The organism is Mesorhizobium sp. WSM1343, from assembly GCF_055901535.1.
In genome coordinates this window covers 2618206-2635162 of record NZ_CM148370.1, presented here as the reverse complement: position 1 = coordinate 2635162, position 16957 = coordinate 2618206, and the positions used below count along the sequence as shown (strand labels likewise).

Annotated in this window: 18 protein-coding genes; 12 read left to right on the top strand and 6 right to left on the bottom strand. The window is 62.6% G+C overall.

Features of this window, described 5'->3' with window-relative positions; all coding sequences use genetic code 11:
- Positions 1–9: 9 nt before the first annotated feature.
- From AC0NIL_RS12670 to AC0NIL_RS12635, 8 genes are all read left to right on the top strand, one after another.
- Positions 10–1455 carry a type II and III secretion system protein family protein gene (locus tag AC0NIL_RS12670; RefSeq protein ID WP_473572390.1) on the top strand — a complete coding sequence of 482 codons (1446 nt, stop codon included), beginning with the start codon at positions 10–12 and terminating at the stop codon, positions 1453–1455.
- Between the two features lie 4 nt (positions 1456–1459).
- Positions 1460–1732, top strand: a complete 273-nt coding sequence (locus AC0NIL_RS12665; protein WP_473572392.1) for a hypothetical protein — start codon at positions 1460–1462, stop codon at positions 1730–1732.
- A 71-nt stretch (positions 1733–1803) separates the two neighbouring features.
- Positions 1804–3327, top strand: a complete 1524-nt coding sequence (locus AC0NIL_RS12660) for a TadE/TadG family type IV pilus assembly protein (RefSeq protein ID WP_473572394.1) — start codon at positions 1804–1806, stop codon at positions 3325–3327.
- Positions 3328–3334: 7 nt separating this feature from the next.
- A complete protein-coding gene (locus AC0NIL_RS12655) occupies positions 3335–3829 on the top strand; it encodes a TadE/TadG family type IV pilus assembly protein (protein WP_473572396.1) in 495 nt (164 codons plus the stop codon).
- On the top strand, positions 3823–4458 hold the full coding sequence (locus AC0NIL_RS12650; protein WP_473572398.1) for a TadE/TadG family type IV pilus assembly protein: 636 nt from the start codon (positions 3823–3825) through the stop codon (positions 4456–4458). Before AC0NIL_RS12655 ends, AC0NIL_RS12650 begins: the two co-directional genes overlap by 7 nt.
- Entirely contained in the window at positions 4455–5618 is a 1164-nt protein-coding gene (locus AC0NIL_RS12645; RefSeq protein ID WP_473572400.1) for a CpaE/TadZ family protein, read from the top strand. Before AC0NIL_RS12650 ends, AC0NIL_RS12645 begins: the two co-directional genes overlap by 4 nt.
- The gene (locus AC0NIL_RS12640) at positions 5602–6192 is read left to right on the top strand and encodes a L,D-transpeptidase (RefSeq protein WP_473572401.1); all 591 of its coding nucleotides are present in this window, start codon (positions 5602–5604) and stop codon (positions 6190–6192) included. The genes AC0NIL_RS12645 and AC0NIL_RS12640 overlap by 17 nt, the downstream gene beginning before the upstream one ends.
- A complete protein-coding gene (locus AC0NIL_RS12635) occupies positions 6189–6779 on the top strand; it encodes a hypothetical protein (protein ID WP_473572403.1) in 591 nt (196 codons plus the stop codon). Before AC0NIL_RS12640 ends, AC0NIL_RS12635 begins: the two co-directional genes overlap by 4 nt.
- A gap of 15 nt (positions 6780–6794) precedes the next feature.
- On the opposite strand, the gene AC0NIL_RS12630 is transcribed toward AC0NIL_RS12635, so the two are convergent.
- From AC0NIL_RS12630 to AC0NIL_RS12605, 6 genes are all read right to left on the bottom strand, one after another.
- Complete coding sequence (locus AC0NIL_RS12630) at positions 6795–7328, bottom strand: hypothetical protein (protein WP_473572404.1); 534 nt, start codon at positions 7326–7328, stop codon at positions 6795–6797.
- A 59-nt stretch (positions 7329–7387) separates the two neighbouring features.
- On the bottom strand, positions 7388–8338 hold the full coding sequence (locus AC0NIL_RS12625; protein WP_473575002.1) for a carbohydrate ABC transporter permease: 951 nt from the start codon (positions 8336–8338) through the stop codon (positions 7388–7390).
- Positions 8339–8407: 69 nt separating this feature from the next.
- Positions 8408–9703, bottom strand: coding sequence for an ABC transporter substrate-binding protein (locus tag AC0NIL_RS12620; RefSeq protein WP_473572406.1), 1296 nt, complete (start codon positions 9701–9703; stop codon positions 8408–8410).
- Between the two features lie 95 nt (positions 9704–9798).
- Positions 9799–10629, bottom strand: coding sequence for a carbohydrate ABC transporter permease (locus AC0NIL_RS12615; protein ID WP_013530271.1), 831 nt, complete (start codon positions 10627–10629; stop codon positions 9799–9801).
- A complete protein-coding gene (locus AC0NIL_RS12610) occupies positions 10626–11801 on the bottom strand; it encodes an ABC transporter ATP-binding protein (RefSeq protein WP_063170085.1) in 1176 nt (391 codons plus the stop codon). Before AC0NIL_RS12610 ends, AC0NIL_RS12615 begins: the two co-directional genes overlap by 4 nt.
- 175 nt (positions 11802–11976) lie before the next feature.
- The gene (locus AC0NIL_RS12605) at positions 11977–12777 is read right to left on the bottom strand and encodes an SDR family NAD(P)-dependent oxidoreductase (protein ID WP_024502263.1); all 801 of its coding nucleotides are present in this window, start codon (positions 12775–12777) and stop codon (positions 11977–11979) included.
- 166 nt (positions 12778–12943) lie between these two features.
- Here AC0NIL_RS12605 and AC0NIL_RS12600 point away from each other — a divergent pair, with 166 nt between their 5' ends.
- The 4 genes from AC0NIL_RS12600 (at position 12944) to AC0NIL_RS12585 (ending at position 16957) form a co-directional block, all read left to right on the top strand.
- The gene (locus AC0NIL_RS12600) at positions 12944–13804 is read left to right on the top strand and encodes a DeoR/GlpR family DNA-binding transcription regulator (RefSeq protein WP_013530268.1); all 861 of its coding nucleotides are present in this window, start codon (positions 12944–12946) and stop codon (positions 13802–13804) included.
- A 39-nt stretch (positions 13805–13843) separates the two neighbouring features.
- A complete protein-coding gene (locus AC0NIL_RS12595) occupies positions 13844–14644 on the top strand; it encodes a BtpA/SgcQ family protein (RefSeq protein WP_024502261.1) in 801 nt (266 codons plus the stop codon).
- Between the two features lie 163 nt (positions 14645–14807).
- Positions 14808–16328 carry an FGGY-family carbohydrate kinase gene (locus tag AC0NIL_RS12590; protein ID WP_275953962.1) on the top strand — a complete coding sequence of 507 codons (1521 nt, stop codon included), beginning with the start codon at positions 14808–14810 and terminating at the stop codon, positions 16326–16328.
- Positions 16328–16957: an HAD family hydrolase gene (locus tag AC0NIL_RS12585; protein ID WP_473572458.1), complete on the top strand. Its 630-nt coding sequence runs from the start codon at positions 16328–16330 to the stop codon at positions 16955–16957. Before AC0NIL_RS12590 ends, AC0NIL_RS12585 begins: the two co-directional genes overlap by 1 nt.

Below are 16957 nucleotides of genomic sequence, written 5' to 3'. Positions count from 1 at the left end.
GAGATGGGGATGCGGGGTTCTTGGTTAGGGATAGCGGCGGCCGTGTTGCCCTGTCTGGCGGCGCTGTTGCTGTCTGGCCTTGCGGCCGGTGCGGCTGATCGCTTCATCGATGTGTCGACCCCCGCCGTGCATCGGATTTTCCTGCCGATGTCGCAATCGGTGACGATCCAGGTGAGTGCCAATCTGGGCGACATCGTCGTCGGTGACGAGAAGATCGCCGATGCCCAGCCGATGACCGATCGCACACTCTATGTCATCGGCAAGGGCGCCGGCACCACAACGGTCAATCTGTTCTCCACGGACAAGCGCTCGCTCGGCGCGCTCCAGATCGAGGTCGGCGTCGACGTCAGCGACATGGCGCAGGCGATCCGACAGGTGGCGCCGAAGTCGCGCATCGAGGTCGGCTCGGTCAATGGCAGGGTCAGGCTTGCCGGTCATGTCAAGGACGGCGCCACGCTGGCGGCGATCATGGCGGTTGCGCAGCAATATGGCCCCGACGCCGTCATCAACTCCGTCATCGTCGACGACAGCCAGCAGGTCAATCTGGAAGTGCGCGTGCTGGAAGCCAAGCGCAACACCGGCCGCGACCTCGGCGTGTCGATCAAGAGCACGAACGGCAGTGGCACGACCCGTACCGGTACCGGTGTTGCTGCCGTCGACGAAGACGGACTGGTGCTCGGACCGGGCGGTCTGCTCAGCGGCCTTCTGTCGACCTCCAGTCCCTTCGGAGCCCTGATCACCCGCGTTATCGACAGCAACATCAAGGTCGATCTGATCATCGAGGCGCTCGAGTCCAAAGGCGCAGTGCGCATGCTCGCGAACCCAAACCTCACCACGCTTTCCGGCGAGCAGGCCAGCTTCAACGCCGGCGGGGAAGTGCCTATCCGCACTCTCGACAAGGATGGTCAGATAAGCATCGAGTACAAGCAATTCGGCGTCAATCTGCTGTTCACGCCGGTCGTACTCGACGACGGCAAGATCCATATGCAGCTGGCGCCGGAGGTCAGCGACCTGACCGGCTTCACCACCGCCGGCGACCCGATCTTCACCAACCGCAAACTGTCGACCGTCGTCGAATTGCGCGACGGCCAGAGCTTCGCGGTCGGCGGGCTTCTGTCGAGCAAGACCACCAAGCTCCAGGACCAGGTGCCTTGGCTCGGCCAGGTGCCTGTCATCGGCACGCTGTTTCGCAGTTCGAGCAACCAGAAGGAAGAGACCGAACTGGTGGTTATCGTCACGCCGCACATCGTGCGGCCGGTGAAGCCCGGCGAGCAACTGGCGACGCCGTTCGACAAGACACGGCCCGCCAACGATCCCGAATTCTTCGTGCTCGGCCAGCTTGAAGTGACCAAGGACATGGTTCGCAAATATGAACTGGGCGAAGGCGTCACCGGCCCCTATGGCCACATGCTCGACTTCAAATCGAAGGACAAGATGCTCTATGTCAAGAAATAGCGGCTTGATCCTCATTCTGTGCGCCGGTGCGCTATCGGGCTGTGCCGCGGACTATCTGAACCACTACGATTCGGTGACCCTGGCCGCCGGCGACACGCAGAAGTTCAATTCGATGCTGCAGACGGTCGACCCGCTCAATCCGAACTCAAGGAATACCAAGATCGAAGGCGATGGCGCGCGCGCTGCTGCCGTTGCTCAAGCCTACAAATATCCACCGCCACCGCCGCCGCCGCCGGCGATCACAGTCAATGTCGGTGGGTCGGGTGTGACGCAGTAAACTGAACGGAAGGATGCGGAGGGCACCGGGCTTGCGAGGGGCTCTGGCGCAGGAAAGCAGAGAGTAGGGTCATGTTGGGGACCATTCGAGCCTTCTGGAACGATCAACGCGGCGTCGCGATGATCCTCGTGGCTATCATGCTGCCGGTGATCATCGGCTTCGCACTGCTGGCCATCGATATGAGCCGGGCCAACGGACTGCATAACGACCTGCAGAAAGGTGTCGATGCGCTCGCGCTTGCGACCGCTGCGGAACTGGATGGCAGAGCAGATTCGATCACTCGGGCCAACTTGGCGAAGACCACCCTACTTACCAACAAAACCAAGTTCTCTACCTCCGACGATCCCACTTCTCACGATCACACGCTTGCCGTGGCTGATGTGACCGTCACATATCTTACCGGAATACCTGCCGACGACAGCATCGGGTTGAATGCCGCCGGTGTTGACGCCAATGGCGTGAACTGGGCAAGCACCGACCCCAAAGCGGTGACATTCTCTCTGGTGACGGTGAACGCTTCCGGCCTGGCGGATGGTCCCGGCGCTTTCGCGACAATCTTTCCGGCCAGCTTTGTCGGCAGCAACAATACGTTCGATATCCGGCCCCAGGCTGTGGCCGGATTTGTCCAGTCGATCTGCGAAACGGTGCCAATCTTCATGTGCAATCCGTTCGAGACGACCGACCCGCTAACCAGCAAAACCATCCAGCAGGCTTTTGCCGCCGGCCTCACCTATAGCCGCGAATACCGTATCCTCAAGGTTGACTCGAATCCTGGCCCTGGCAATTTCGGGCTGATCGACAACAGCCTGGCCTCGCTGCGCGACGCCCTGGCTACCGGTACCGCAGGCACTTGCTATCAACGCGACAAGCTCATCACGAAAACCGGCGTCACCTTGGGCCAGGTCAACGCTGGGCTCAACGTCCGCTTCGACATCTACAGTTCCTCGCTTAAGTCACATGACAAGGACTGGGCATATCGGCCGGCAACCAATGTGCGCAAGGGCGTGGACAAGACCGCTAATTGCAACAAATACACTCCCAACACAGACGGAACGGCCATGGCGCTGCCGCCGGGCAATAGCTTCGATTCCGCCACGGGCATGACGAATTCGACATGGGACCGCAGCAATTATTGGCAGATCAATCATGGTGCCGCATATCCCTCCGTTCCTAGCACCACCAATCCGACCGGCGCCTCTGTGCCGGCTTCCAGATATGACGTCTACAAATACGAGATTGCGAATGGACGCGTCGCGGACAAGTCCCTGGCGCCGACCAAGGAAACCGGCGTTCCGGCATGCTTCAAAGGCGCGACGCCGACCCTGGATCCCGATCGCCGGCTGCTCAACATGGCCATCGTCAACTGCATCGCCAACCGAGCCAAGATCAATGGCCATACTCAGCTCAAGCCTGATGGCTATGCCAGCGTCTTCATAAACAGCCCCATCCAGAAGCAGGATAACAGCAAGGACGATGAGGACACCACGGCTGGTGAGAAACCTATCAGCCTTGAGATCGTCGACGTCGATGGAGGGTTTGCGAACAACACCCTTCTAGACAAAGCGTTCCGCAACGAAGCCCAGCTGTATCGGTAGAGTCGACATGACCAGGTTCGGCAAAATCATCCGGCGGTTCCGAGGCGACGATAGTGGCGCCGCTTTGGTGGAAGTCGCGATTACCGCACCACTCGTGTTGCTGTTATCGGCCGGTGTGTTCGAGTTCTCCAACATCCTGAACACGCGCCTGCTTCTCGAAGCCGGCGTTGAGGATGCGGGTCGCTACATGGCACGATGCAGCAGTGACTGGGAGACTTGCAAGGCGCGGGCTCAAAACCTTGCCGCCAATGGGGCGGTCGCTGGCGGCAGCGCCAGGGTGACCGGATGGCTTCCAGCCACAGTTTTGATCACCAAGGCTTTGTCCACGCCGGCGGTCGATGTGGCCACGGGCACACAGCTTTATCTTAGCAGCACGGCCAATGTCGATGTCGTGAACGTCAGCACGTCCTATTCTTATCCGGGCGTTGGATTCTGGTCGTATCTCGGCTTTGGGGCTCTGACCCTTAGCGTATCCCATCAGGAACGAGTCATTGGATGGTGACGCAGCGCACCAAGTTTTGGGCTAACCAGTCCGGTGCGGCAATGGTCGAAATGGCCATTGCGATGCCGCTGCTGTTGACGCTCCTGCTTGGCTTTGTCGATTTCGGCTACGCCTTTTACCAATGGAATGCCGGGAATAAGGCGGTGCAAGCCGGCGCAAGGCTGGCGCAGATTTCTACACCTGTCGCCAGCGGGCTTCTGGCCGAGACGATAACGCAGAGCGATGTAACCAAAGTCGGCACTGCGGTACCCGCAAACACTTACAACTATATCTGCACCGCCAACACCGCGGGAAGCGTCACTTGCACTTGTGGCACAGGCGCTACATGTCAGAACCTCAATGTGAGCCAAGCCGCCTTTGATTTCATTTTCAGCGGCAACAGCAGCCGGGCCGGAATGAAGACATTCCTGCCGCTGCTGGCGAAGTCTGAAGTCAGGATTCAATACCAGGCCTCCGGCCTCGGCTACTGGACGCGGCCCAGCGGGCCGGTGCCGACCATCACGGTCAGCATCACCAATCATCCCTTCCAGTTCTTCTTCCTGGGCGGACTGCTCGGATTCAGAAACATCACCATGCCCTCCATGCTGAGCACGGTCACAGGCGAAGATTTGAAGAGCACCTTCCCATGAATGCCATGAACACCAAGGTTACGCCGACCAAGCGCAAGCAGGTGGCGCTGTTCTCGTCGGATGCGAATTTCAAGCGCGATGTGGCGACGCGGCTCGATGCGCTGGCGATCTATGACGTCAGGGTCTCCGAGACGAGCGACTTCCTCAAGGGGCCGCCGGCCGAGACGCGCCCGGGCATCGTCATCCTCGATCTCGGCAATGGCGAGCTGCTCGGCAGGCCCGGCATCGTCGAAGCGCGCGCGCTGTGGGCCAGCGTGCCGCTGATTGCGGTTTCCGACGAGCTGAGCTCGGAACATACGCGCGTTTTGGTGCGCATGAACGCCTCGGACTGGCTGCACAAGCCGCTCGACGGCAAGGAGCTGCTCAATGCGGTGACCTTCCACGACACCGGCAACCAGGGAACGAAGAGCCGGATCATCACCTTCATCAGCGCCAGCGGCGGCGCCGGCGCCACGACGCTGGCGCTGTCGGCGGCCGAATTCCTGGCGTCGAAATCAGCTGAGCGCGCGGCGTCCACCTGTCTCGTCGACCTCGATTTCCAGAGCGCCAATTGCGGCGCCTATCTCAATCTGTTCAACCAGTTCGACCTTGCCGGCATCATCGGCCAGCCGGAACGGCTCGATGTCGAGCTGATGGACGTCATCAAGCTGTCGCGCCCGTCCGGCCTTACCCTCTACGCGTTCGAGCGGCCGCAACTGCCGTTCGAGCCGCATGGCAGCGATTTCGTCTTCCGGCTGCTCGACCTCGTCGCCTACCGCTTCGACGACATCGTCATCGACCTGCCCAACCTCGAAACGCCCTGGCACAATTCCGTGCTGTCGACGAGCGACGAGATCTTCATCGTCTTCGAACTCAATGTCGCTTCGCTGCGGCAGGGCAAGCGGCTCTACAAGAAGATCCGCGAGCTGCGCGGCAATGCGGTCAGCATCACGCTGGTCGCCAACAAGCACAAGCGCAAATGGTTCGGGAACCATTTTTCGCGCAGCGAGCTCGAAAAGATCTTCAAGGCACCGCACATCAAGTCGGTGGCGCTGGACAACGCGCTTTTGACCGATGCGCTGAACAGGGCCATCCCGCCTTCCGAAGTGGATGGGCGGGCGCGCTTCAACAAGGATCTGAAGCGGATGTTCAAAGAGCGGCTCGATGACGCTGCCCGATAGATATCGGATCGCCCCGAAGCTCGCCGGCGCCTGCGTGCTCGGCGTGGCGCTGGCGCTGTCCGTCCACGGTTTCGCCGAGGCGCGATCAGCACTTTCGGAGCGGCCGCCGCTGCCGGCGATGGGACCCAGCCTGCGCAAGGCCGTTGCCTTTAGAACCGCCGAGCAGCCGGGAACGATCGTCATCCGCAAGGACGAGAAGGCGCTTTACCTGGTGACCCGCCAGGGCCAGGCACTGCGCTACCAGATCAGCGTCGGGCGCGACGGGTTCGGCTGGACCGGCATCGTCAAGGTCGGGGCGAAGACCGAATGGCCGGAGTGGCGCCCGCCGCAGGAAATGCGCGCCCGCCAGCCGGAGCTGCCGAAAATGGTGCCCGCCGGCCCCTACAATCCGCTCGGCGCAAGGGCGCTCTACCTGTCGCGGGACGGGCGCGACACGCTCTACCGCATACACGGCACCAACGACCCGTCGGGTGTCGGCTTCGATGGGACATCGGGCTGTTTTCGTCTCACCAACACGGATGTGATCGATCTTTTCAAACGCGTCGCGGTCGGCGCAAAGGTGGTGGTCCAATGACGATGATCAGCGAACCGGACATGCCGGCGATCGATATCGGAAACCAGGAACAGCGCGAACCGGCCACCGAGAAACCCAGCAAGGCAAAGACGATCGGCGTCATCGTCGCCGGCGGCGCGCTTCTGATCACCGCGGTCAACATGGCGGCCGCGGTCTATCTCTATCGGGGCATGAGCGACCTGCGTTTCGTCGAGGCGCGGCTGGAGCAGCTCGGCGCGTTCGAGCAGCGGATCGCGGCCCGGCTCGACACGGTCAACAATGGTTTCCAGAGCCGGTTCGAGAAACTGGACAGCCAGCTGCAAGGCAGCTTCAACGAGATCGATGCCAGCATTGCCCGGTTGGGGCGCAATGTGCCGGTCGCCGGCGGCGAGACCATGCCGGGTGCGCAAGAACCGTCCGAGATCGCTACCAGCACGCTGGCGCAAGCGCCCGAAGCCCTCGGCGGCGAGAGCGCGAGCGAACCCGGCGTCATCGAAGCGCCCGCACCCAGGAGGAGAATCGCATCGGCGTCGCCCCCTGCCCCAAGCTCCAACTACCAGCGCATCCAGCAGCCCGACGGCAAGGTCTATTATCGCAGGATCAACTAGACGCCATATATTGCTCTAGAGATCGCGCTGCAGCGCCAGGATGCGGATGGCCCGGACGGACCGCTCCCGAGCCTCGGTGAGGAAGGCGATGTGGCAGTAGGCACAGGCCACGATGCCGAAAAGCAGCACCAGGCTGTTCTTCAAGGTGAAATCGACGGCCAGCGAATATGGAAGACCCTTGGGCGAGGTGAATTCGGCAATCGTGCTCGCCGTTTCCGAATGGCTGCCGACGGCGATCATCAGGCCAGCGAAAATCAAGGCGACATGGTTGGCGAGGAACGAGAATGCCGACCTTTTGGCGTGGCACGCCACCCAGCAGACGATCGCTGCCGCGGCAAGAATGACGGCGTCGATAACCATGGAGCCACCAAGCCAGACATCGACCTGCTGCCAAAGCACCGTCGACAGAGGGCGCAGTTCAAGCCATAGCCACCATGCGGTGGGGCTGGCCGGATAGGTGCCCAGCAACAAGGTCGCCATGCGCTCCCCTGCCAGGACCGCCAGAATGAGAAACGGAAAGGCGAAAAGCAGAAGCGGCTGGCGTTTCATGTTCCCTCGACAATCTGCAAGCCAGGATAGGCCGCATAGATTGCTCAAGGCTTAACGCCCTACTTCCGGCCCTCCCCCGATTGCGAGCGCTCGAGGACGGCGAAGAAGATCACGGTGAGCAGAAGGACGATCAGCAGCAGCACGAACGCGGCGGCAGCGCCTTCGTTGAGCGAAAGGCCGAGAAAGGCACGGCGGTAGGCAAAGAAGCTCAGCACTTCGGTCGCGTTGCCCGGCCCGCCCTTGGTCAGGACGTAGGGCAGATCGTAGGTCCGGAACTCGTTGATCAGCTGGATGATGATGGTGATCGCCGCGACCGGCCGCAGCATCGGCAGCGTGATGTAGACGAATTGCTGCCAGCCGCGTGCACCATCCACTTCAGCCGCCTCATAGGGATCGCGCGGCAGAGCGGCGAGCCCAGCGGCCAGGATCAGCACAACGAAGGACATTTGCTGCCAGATGTCGATCGCCGCCATCGTCCAGAGCGCCATGCCTGGCGTGCCTAGCCAGTCGAGGCGCGGCAGGCCTGATATCTCCATGAGATGATTGGCGATGCCGAGATTGGGCTGGAGCAGCATGCGCCAGATCAGGGCAACGCTGATCGGCGACATCGCCATGGGAATGGTCAGAACCGCGAAATAGACCGGCTTCATCCGGACCGTCCGGTTGAGCATCAGGGCGATGCCGAGCCCGATCACGAATTCACCGACCACCGTCACCGCCGAATAGCGCACGGTGAGCCAGAGCGCGTTCCAGAACAGCTCATCGCCGATCATCGAGGCGAAATTCTTGAACCCGACAAGCGGCAGAAGCTGCGGCTTGATCAAGGTCATCGAGGAGATCGAGAGGATGCAGGCATAGGCCAGCGGAAAGCCCATCACGATCGCCAGCAGCAGGAGGCCGGGCAAGGCAAAGGCCCAGCCGGTCCGCCACTCGCGGCCACGGGCAGCCCATCCTTTTTTGATCGCATTGTGCATCGTGGCCGAGCCTTGGTCGGTTGCTGATCTCGTCAAGATCCGGGTCTGGACAAGATCCGGCGCGGCTGACACCGCCGCGCCGGATCTCCTGGCAGAGCCGGACCACTACTTGTCGAGGAGCCCCTGCAGGCCGTCGGAAGCCGCCTTCAGCGCCGCCTCCGAAGTCGCCTGGCCGCCAGCCGCCAGCGAGAGCTGGGTACCGAGCAGATCCTCGTATTGCGCCGAATAGGTGAAGATCGGGAACGACTTGCCGGTCGCCACCACATCCTCGGCGGTCTTGTAGAAGGGATATTTCGCCAGCACCGCCGCATCGGCATAGACATCGCTGCGCACGGGCGCGTGGCCCTCGAGCGCGCGCTTCACCGAAACCTCCTTGCTCTGCACCCACTGGATGAAGGTCCAGGCGGCTTCCTGCTCTTCCGGCGACGTGTTTTTGGGAATGCCCCAGCCCCAACCGCCGCTTTCGCCATGGCCACCCGGCATCACCGACAGGCCGACCTTGCCGGCGACCGTCGGACACTTCACGGCATCGTCCATCTGCGGCAGCATCCACCAATAGGTGACCATGCTGAAGGCCGAACCGCTGCACATCAGGCGCATGGTGTCATCGAGCGTCGCCGACACGGCACCCTGCTGGGCGCCATGCTGGATGTTGTCGACATAGAGATCGAGCGCCTTCTTGGCCTCTGCCGTGTCGAGGCCCGCCTTGCCGTCGGCATTGAGATAGCTGCCGCCGGCGGAGAACAGATAGTTGGAGAATTCCATGCTGTTGGGATCGCCGCGCTGGCCCTGCATCGCGGCCCCGGCGACACCGGCATTGGCCTTCATGAATTTGGAAATCGCCACATAATCTTCGAGCGTCGTCGGCAAAGCGAGCTCCTTGCCGGTTGCCGTCTTGTAGGCGGCCTTGAGCTTCTCATCGCCGATCAGGTCCTTCCGGTAGAGGAGGCCCATCGAGTAGTTGTACATGGGCACCAGGAACAGCTGGTCCTTGGTTCGGCCGAGCAGGTCAAGCGTCGAGGGAATGAAGGGGCTCAGATCGTATTTGGATTTCTCGACGAAGGGTTTCAGGTCGGCCAGCCAGCCGGCCGCCGGAAATTCGCCGGCCCACAGGAAGTCGACCTCGAGCACATTGTAATAGCTCTGCGGCGCGGTCAGCTGCGACACCAGCTTGTCGTGCATGTCAGGATAGCCGATCTTCTCGAACTCGACCTTGATGCCGGTCTGCTTCTCGAATTCGGGCAACAGCGCTTCAATGATCTTGGTTTCCGGCACGTCCTCCATCAAGGCGTGCAAGGTGATGGGCTCAGCCGCCCTGGCCGGAAGCGATGCGCCGACAACAGCTGCCCCGCTCACGGCCGTCATCAGCATTTTGATCAAGGTCTGCTTGTTCCAAGTCATAACTCTCTACTCCTCTTTCCCTCTGGACGCGGCGGTGATCCCGCCACGATTTCATAACCGGCTAGCGAGCCATGTCGGCTCTCGGAGCGGCCGGCCTATTTCACGCTGCCGAACGTCAAGCCCTGGACGATGAAACGCTGGATGAAGCGGGAAGCCACGACCAGCGGCAGGATGGCAAGGACGACGCCGGCAGAAACCTTGGCGATCTGGACGCCGTTCGAGGTCTGCAACGCCGCAAGCGCAACCGGTATGGTTGCCGTCTTCGGCCCGCTCAAAACCAGGGCAAACAAAAACTCATTCCACGCCAGGATGAAGCCGAGCACGCCGGCGGCCGCGATACCGGGCATCGACACCGGCAGGACAATACGCCAGAAGGCGCCCCAGGCGGTCGCGCCGTCGGTCATCGCCGCCCATTCCAGATCGACTGGAATGCCCTCGAAGAAGCCCATCAGGATCCAGGTCAGGAAAGGCAGGTTGAGCGCGGCATAGACGATGATCAGCCCCGTCAGCGAATTGCTGAGCTCCAGGCTTCGGAACAGCGTGAAGGTCGGCAGCACCAGCGCCACGGGCGGCAACATCTGCGTCGCCAGAACGGCAAAACGCGCCCAACGACCGCCCGTGCGGAAGCGGGCGAAGGCATAGCCGGTGGTGGCGGCAAAAGGCAATGCGAGCAGAACCGAGCCGAGCGCGACGATCAGGCTGTTGAGGTACGACTGACCGAAGCGGCTCGACAGCAGCGCCGAATAATTGTCCGTCGTAAAGGCCGGCATCAGCTCGTTGCTGTAGGACAACTGCTCGGGGACGAAGCTTGTCCGCAGCACCCAGAGCGGCGGCAGCAGCACGATGGCGCAGACGACAATCAGCCCGAAATGCAAGCCGAAGCGGCGACGAAAGGCCGGCCGTTCGTTTCTGTCCATGCTGGTCATCGCGTGGCCCCCATGAGGCTCGGCCGCGCGATGACCAGTTCGGTTTCGGGATCAAAGAGGTGCATCGGCAGCGGGTCGATGTAGAGTTCGACCATCGAGCCGACGGGCGCCGTGAAATAACGGCTGAGGCGGGCGGCGATCTCAAACGGCTTGTCGCCCCCCGCGGGGTGAGCATCATCCCTGCCGGTGGCGTGACCGGCAATCTGGCCGATCAGGACGTTCTCGGCGCCGAGAGCCTCGACGGCCACGACCCGTACGGCAATCTTCTGCCAGTCCGGCTTGTCGGGGCTTTCGTGGAAATCCTCGGCCCGCACGCCCAGAATGACGCGGCGCCCGGCACGCTCGCCATAAGCGTTGCGGTGGCGGGCGGGGACGGCAAGCACGGCACCGCTGTCGGTCAGGACGGAGAGCCCTTCGCCAGGTGCGGCCTGAAGCGTGGCCGGAATGAGGTTCATCGGCGGCGTCGCCAGGAAGCGTGCGACGAAGGTGTTGACCGGGTCGGCATAGACTTCAAGCGGCCGGCCGGCCTGGATCAGGCGACCATCGCGCATGATGCATATGCGATCGCCCATGGTCATCGCCTCGACCTGGTCGTGGGTGACATGGACGATGGTGCGGCCGAGGCGCCGGTGCAGCTTCACGAGTTCGAGCCGCATCTCGGCACGCAGTTGCGCATCGAGATTGGACAGCGGTTCGTCAAGCAGGAAGGCCGCCGGTTCGCGAACGATCGCCCGGCCGAGCGCGACACGCTGCCGCTGGCCACCCGAAAGCGCTGCCGGCTTGCGGCCGAGAAGATTCTGCAGACCGAGCAGGTTAGCGGCGTCTGCAATCTTGGCATCGATGACCGCCGCGTCGGTGCCGCGCATCTTCAGCCCGAAGGCCATATTCTGCCGCACCGACATATGCGGATAGAGCGCGTAGCTCTGGAACACCACGGCGACGTTTCGGTCGCGCGGGGCGACATTGGCGACGCTCTTGCCACCGATGCGGAGATCGCCGGAGGAGATACTCTCCAGACCGGCAATCATCCGCAGCGTCGTCGACTTGCCGCATCCCGACGGACCGAGAAAGATCACGAATTCACCATCGGGAATGGTGAGATCGACCTCATGCACCCCGTAATTGCCATTGCCGTAGAGCTTGGAAACGCGATCGAGCTCGATAGACGCCATAGACTTTCCTCATGAACCCGTCTGACCCGGCTGACGCCGAAGGCCGAAGTCGAGCGAACGGTCATCTTAGAGAACAAAATATAACATTAAAAGCCTAACTTCTGATCATATGTGTTCACTTTTTTGGATAGGCGCGTGCCCGCATCAGTATCCGGCTACAGCCGCCGAAAGGCCGTCAGGTCATGTAGACGCCGCCGGTCACGTTGACGCCCTGGCCGGTCATGAAGCGGGCTTGATCCGAGCAGAGGAACACGACGACGTCGGCGACATCCTCCGGCAGCTCGAGCCGGCCGAGCGGCGTCTGCGCGATATAGTCGGCGACCACCCGTTCGGGCGTGACTTGCCGCAGATGCGCCTCCCACTCGACTTCGCGCGATTGCATGCCGGTCTTGACGAACCCCGGACAGACGGCATTAACGCGTATCCCCTTGGGCGCGAGCTCGCGGGCAAAGGCCTGCGTCCAGCCGAGCACGGCGAACTTGGATGCCGAATAATGCGCCAGGAGCGGCGCACCGACCTTCGCGGCAAGCGAGGCGGTGTTGACGATGCAGCCCGTGCCCTGCTTGACAAAATGCCGTCCAGCGATCTGATTTGCCAGGAATACACCGCGGGCATTGACCGAAAAGTTGAAGTCCCACTCTTCGTCGGTCAGATCGAGCGCGTGCTGCATGGTGGACACGCCGGCATTGGCGATCAGGATGTCGCAGCCGCCAAGCGCTTCCAGTACGGTGGAGAAGGCCGCCTCGACGGAATCGCGGCGGCGGACATCGACCGTGACGGCGGCGGCACCGCCACCAATTTCCTCAGCCGCCTGACGTGCCGCCTTGGGATCCAGATCGCCGATCGCCACGGCGACGCCCTGCCGCGTCAGGGCGGTCGCGATCGCCCGGCCGATCCCCGCGCCACCGCCCGTCACGAAGGCTCGCTTGCCCGCGAGTTCGGCAAGCACGGGAGGCGTGACGGAGACAGCCGGCATGGTCGTATTCTCTCTGCTTGATGGCGGAACGCATTTTGTTGATATCGAGATGCATACCAATAAAATCGAACACTGCAAACATATTTTTGTTTGAAAATGTTTGATCATGCGGTAGTGTGAAGATCAGCAGACCGCTTCGTCGGCGGCTTACCCACCGGATACATCGATGGCAGACGACACCACCCTTCCTGAGACATCGCCGCATGGCGCACCGCGCGACGCCGATCGTCAGCGCCTTCTCGCGCACGACCGGCAGGCACGCATCCTGGCTTTGCTGCGCCGGACGGGGTCGCTCACCGTCGCCGCGGCAGCGGCCGAACTTGCCGTTTCCGACATGACGATCCGCCGCGATCTCGTCGAACTGGAACGCGAGGGTAGGCTGGTCCGAATCCATGGCGGCGCGATCGAGGCCGACAACCCGCCGCTGGTCGCCATGGACAGCGAAGAGCCGAGTTTCGATTCGCGCTTGCGCCAGCGCCGCGACCCGAAGGCCGCGATTGCCGCGGCCGCGGCCGCGCTGGTTTCGGGATACCGCACGATCGCTTTGGATGTCGGCACCACCACCTATCTGATGGCCGAGCACCTCAGGGACCTTCCGCACGCCAAGGTGTTCACCAACAGCCTCAGGATCGCGGCGGCGCTGAATGGCGGTGTGCCCGAAGTCTATGTTGCCGGCGGCCGCGTACGGGCCGACGAGATGTCGACCGGCGGGCCTGCGGCCATCGCCCAGTTCGAGGCGCTGTGGTTCGATGTCGCCGTGATCGGCGTCTCCGGTATCACAGCGGACGGCCTCTTCGATTATTCCTTCGATGATACCGATATGAAGCGCGCCTATCTGAGGCGGTCAGGCACCAAGATCGTCCTGTGCGATTCCGCCAAATTCCTGCGCATGTCGCTGGTGCGGATAGCGCCACTGTCGGACATCGACATCCTCATCACCGATGCCGAGCCGCCGGCCAAGATCGTCGCGGCGCTCGCCGCGGCCAAGGTCGACCTGCGCATCGCGCCGCCACTGACGCGCGACTGAGGCGCGCCATTTTCACTTTATCCCCAAGGAGAAGACTCGATGGTATTTGAATTTTTCGGCGACAAGAAGAAGGCTGTCATCTCGATGGCACATATCGGTGCCCTGCCGGGAACGCCCCTCTATGATGCCGATGGCGGCCTCGACAAGCTGATCGATGGCGTACTCTCCGACATCCGCAAGCTGCAGAACGGCGGCGTCGATGCCATCATGTTCGGCAACGAGAACGACCGCCCCTATGTCTTCAAGGCGCCGCCCGAGGGCATTGCCGCCATGACTGCCATCGTCCAGGCGGTGAAGCCCGAGCTGAGAGTGCCGTTTGGCGTCAACTATCTCTGGGATCCGACTGCCAGCGTCGCGATCGGAGCTGCCACCGGAGCCCGTTTCGTGCGCGAGATCTTCACCGGCCTGTTCGCTTCCGATATGGGCTTGTGGGAGCCCGATTGCGCCGCCGCCTCGCGCCTGCGGCACAACCTTGGTCGCGACGACATGAAGCTTCTCTTCAACATCAATGCCGAGTTCGCACACTCGCTCGACCAGCGCCCGATTGAATTGCGTGCCAAGAGCGCGGTGTTCTCGTCGATGGCAGACGCGATCCTCGTCTCCGGTCCGATCACCGGCCAGCCGGCCGACCAGTCCCACCTGCGCAGCGTCTGCGAGACGATCAAGGACGTGCCGGTCTTCGCCAACACCGGCGTGAACATCGACAATGTCCGCGACGTCCTTTCGCTGGCGAGCGGCGTCGTGATCGGGACCCATTTCAAGATCGGTGGCAATACCTGGAACGCCGTCGACGGCGATCGGGTCAAGCGCTTCATGGATGTTGTCGCCACTTTGCGCTGAGGACGGCTTCCACGGCGATGCCGGCCATCGCGCCGGCTCGCGGTGATCATATCGATCGTTGCAGGCCGGCGTCCGGAATGATCGACTGGTATCGAGCAGTGCGACACAACGAGGCAGACAGGTTTCGCCCGCCTGCCCTTCCCAGCATTTCAATGGATTCGACATGGCGTTCGTTCTCGGTCTCGATATCGGCACCACCTCGACGATCGGCATCCTGATCCGGCTTCCCGATCAGGTGCTGGGCCTCGCCTCGCGCCCCGTCACGCTGCATTCCGAGCATGCGGGCTGGGCCGAGGAAGATCCCGCGCAATGGTGGACCAATGTCCGCGACATCGTGCAGGAGTTGCTCAGGACCAGCGGCATCAAGGCCGAGGAAATCGTGGCGGTCGGCACCACCGGCATGCTGCCGGCGGTCGTTCTTCTGAACGAGAAGGGCGAAGTGCTGCGGCCGAGCATCCAGCAGAGCGACGGCCGCTGTGGCGCCGAAGTGGCCGAACTGCGGACCGAATGCGATGAGACGGCTTTCATCGCCAAGGCCGGCAACGGCATCAACCAACAGCTCGTCACCGCAAAGCTGCGCTGGATTGAGCGTCACGAGCCGGAGGTGTTCAGCCGCATCGCCACCGTTTTCGGCTCCTACGATTATATCAACTGGCGCCTCACCGGCGAACGTGCGGTCGAGCAGAACTGGGCGCTGGAGGCCGGCTTCGTCGACGTTTCGACGCACCGGATCGACGACGATCTGGTGGCGCTCGCGCACATACCGCGCTCGGCCGTGCCACGAAAGATCGCCTCGCATGAGATCCTCGGCTCCGTCTCGGCGAAGGCCGCCGATGAGACAGGCCTGATGGCGGGAACACCGGTCGTCGGCGGTGCAGCCGACATGATCGCCTCCGCGCTTGGCGCCGGCGTCGCCAAGCCGGGCGATGTCCTCCTGAAATTCGGCGGCTCGGTCGATATCCTGATCGCTACCGATCAGATCAAGCCCGATCCGCGCATGTATCTCGATTATCACCTGGTGCCGGGCCTGTTCATGCCCAATGGCTGCATGTCGACAGGCGGCTCGGCCCTCAACTGGTTCGTACGCAATTTCGCCGGCGGCGAGATGGCCGCGGCACAGGCCGAGGGTATTTCCGTACACCAGCGGCTCGATGCACTGGCGGCAGAGCGTCCCGCCGGTGCCGACGGCCTCATCATCCTGCCCTATTTCCTTGGCGAGAAGACGCCGATCCATGATCCAGCGGCCCGCGGCGTGATCGACGGCCTGACGCTTTCGCACGATATCGGCCATGTCTGGCGCGCTTTGCTCGAGGCCTATGCCTTTGCCATCGCGCATCATGTCGAGGTGCTCAACGACATGGGCCATCGGACCGAGCGCTATCTCGCCTCCGACGGCGGCTCAAGCAGCAAGGTCTGGATGCAGATTGTCGCGGATGTCTTGCAAAAGCCGGTCCAACGCCTGACCGGGCACCCCGGCTCTTGCATCGGCGCTGCCTGGACGGCGGCGATAGGCACCGGCCTGACCGACGACTGGTCGGGCGTTTCCGGTTTCGTCAGCTTCGCCGACCGGCTCCATCCCGACCCGCGAAAGGCCGACATCTACCGCGACGGTTACCGCCGCTATCGCGATCTCTATACACGCCTATCGGCTCCTGGCGCGACCAAAGCGGGATCGCCATCGTGATGTATCGCGCCGTCGCCTGGGACATCGACGGAACGCTGATCGACAGCGAGCCGTTGCATCATCAATCTCTCCTCGCCGGCTGCCGCAACTGGAACGTCGATCTTGACGACCTGCCCGACCAAGCCTTTCGCGGCATCCATATGGGCGACGTCTGGACAATGCTGCGTCCGCGCCTCCCAGTCGGGCTTGACCAGGCGGAGTGGCTCGCCGCCATCAATGCCCACTACGTCGCCAACCGGGCGGACGCCATCCCGATCCCCGAGGCGGTCGAGACGATCCGGACCCTGGCTGACCGCGGCATCCCGCAGGTCTGCGTGTCAAATTCCGGCCGGCAAGTCGTCAATGCCAATCTCGATGCGCTCGGCGTGCTCGACCATATGAGCCTCACAATCAGCCTCGACGACGTTACGGTCGGCAAACCCGACCCAACGCCCTATCGCGAGGCCTGCCGGCAGCTCGCCATAGCTCCGGGATCCGTCGTCGCTGTGGAAGACAGCCGCACCGGCACCAAGGCCGCACGGGCCGCCGGTCTGTTCGTGGTTGCCTATCTCCCCAGCGGCGGCCCGCTCAGCGACATCGATCTCAGTGCCAACCGTCTGTCGTCGATCCTGGACCTGTTTCCCGGCTGA

Excerpts from the sequence above, each read along its gene's own strand:
- AC0NIL_RS12670 (WP_473572390.1), top strand. The coding sequence starts at position 10 with ATGCGGGGTTCTTGGTTAGGGATAGCGGCGGCCGTGTTGCCCTGTCTG.
- AC0NIL_RS12660 (WP_473572394.1), top strand. The coding sequence starts at position 1,804 with ATGTTGGGGACCATTCGAGCCTTCTGGAACGATCAACGCGGCGTCGCG.
- AC0NIL_RS12655 (WP_473572396.1), top strand. The coding sequence starts at position 3,335 with ATGACCAGGTTCGGCAAAATCATCCGGCGGTTCCGAGGCGACGATAGT.
- AC0NIL_RS12650 (WP_473572398.1), top strand. The coding sequence starts at position 3,823 with ATGGTGACGCAGCGCACCAAGTTTTGGGCTAACCAGTCCGGTGCGGCA.
- AC0NIL_RS12645 (WP_473572400.1), top strand. The coding sequence starts at position 4,455 with ATGAATGCCATGAACACCAAGGTTACGCCGACCAAGCGCAAGCAGGTG.
- AC0NIL_RS12640 (WP_473572401.1), top strand. The coding sequence starts at position 5,602 with ATGACGCTGCCCGATAGATATCGGATCGCCCCGAAGCTCGCCGGCGCC.
- AC0NIL_RS12635 (WP_473572403.1), top strand. The coding sequence starts at position 6,189 with ATGACGATGATCAGCGAACCGGACATGCCGGCGATCGATATCGGAAAC.
- AC0NIL_RS12630 (WP_473572404.1), bottom strand. The coding sequence starts at position 7,328 with ATGAAACGCCAGCCGCTTCTGCTTTTCGCCTTTCCGTTTCTCATTCTG.
- AC0NIL_RS12620 (WP_473572406.1), bottom strand. The coding sequence starts at position 9,703 with ATGACTTGGAACAAGCAGACCTTGATCAAAATGCTGATGACGGCCGTG.
- AC0NIL_RS12615 (WP_013530271.1), bottom strand. The coding sequence starts at position 10,629 with ATGACCAGCATGGACAGAAACGAACGGCCGGCCTTTCGTCGCCGCTTC.
- AC0NIL_RS12610 (WP_063170085.1), bottom strand. The coding sequence starts at position 11,801 with ATGGCGTCTATCGAGCTCGATCGCGTTTCCAAGCTCTACGGCAATGGC.
- AC0NIL_RS12605 (WP_024502263.1), bottom strand. The coding sequence starts at position 12,777 with ATGCCGGCTGTCTCCGTCACGCCTCCCGTGCTTGCCGAACTCGCGGGC.
- AC0NIL_RS12600 (WP_013530268.1), top strand. The coding sequence starts at position 12,944 with ATGGCAGACGACACCACCCTTCCTGAGACATCGCCGCATGGCGCACCG.
- AC0NIL_RS12595 (WP_024502261.1), top strand. The coding sequence starts at position 13,844 with ATGGTATTTGAATTTTTCGGCGACAAGAAGAAGGCTGTCATCTCGATG.
- AC0NIL_RS12590 (WP_275953962.1), top strand. The coding sequence starts at position 14,808 with ATGGCGTTCGTTCTCGGTCTCGATATCGGCACCACCTCGACGATCGGC.
- AC0NIL_RS12585 (WP_473572458.1), top strand. The coding sequence starts at position 16,328 with ATGTATCGCGCCGTCGCCTGGGACATCGACGGAACGCTGATCGACAGC.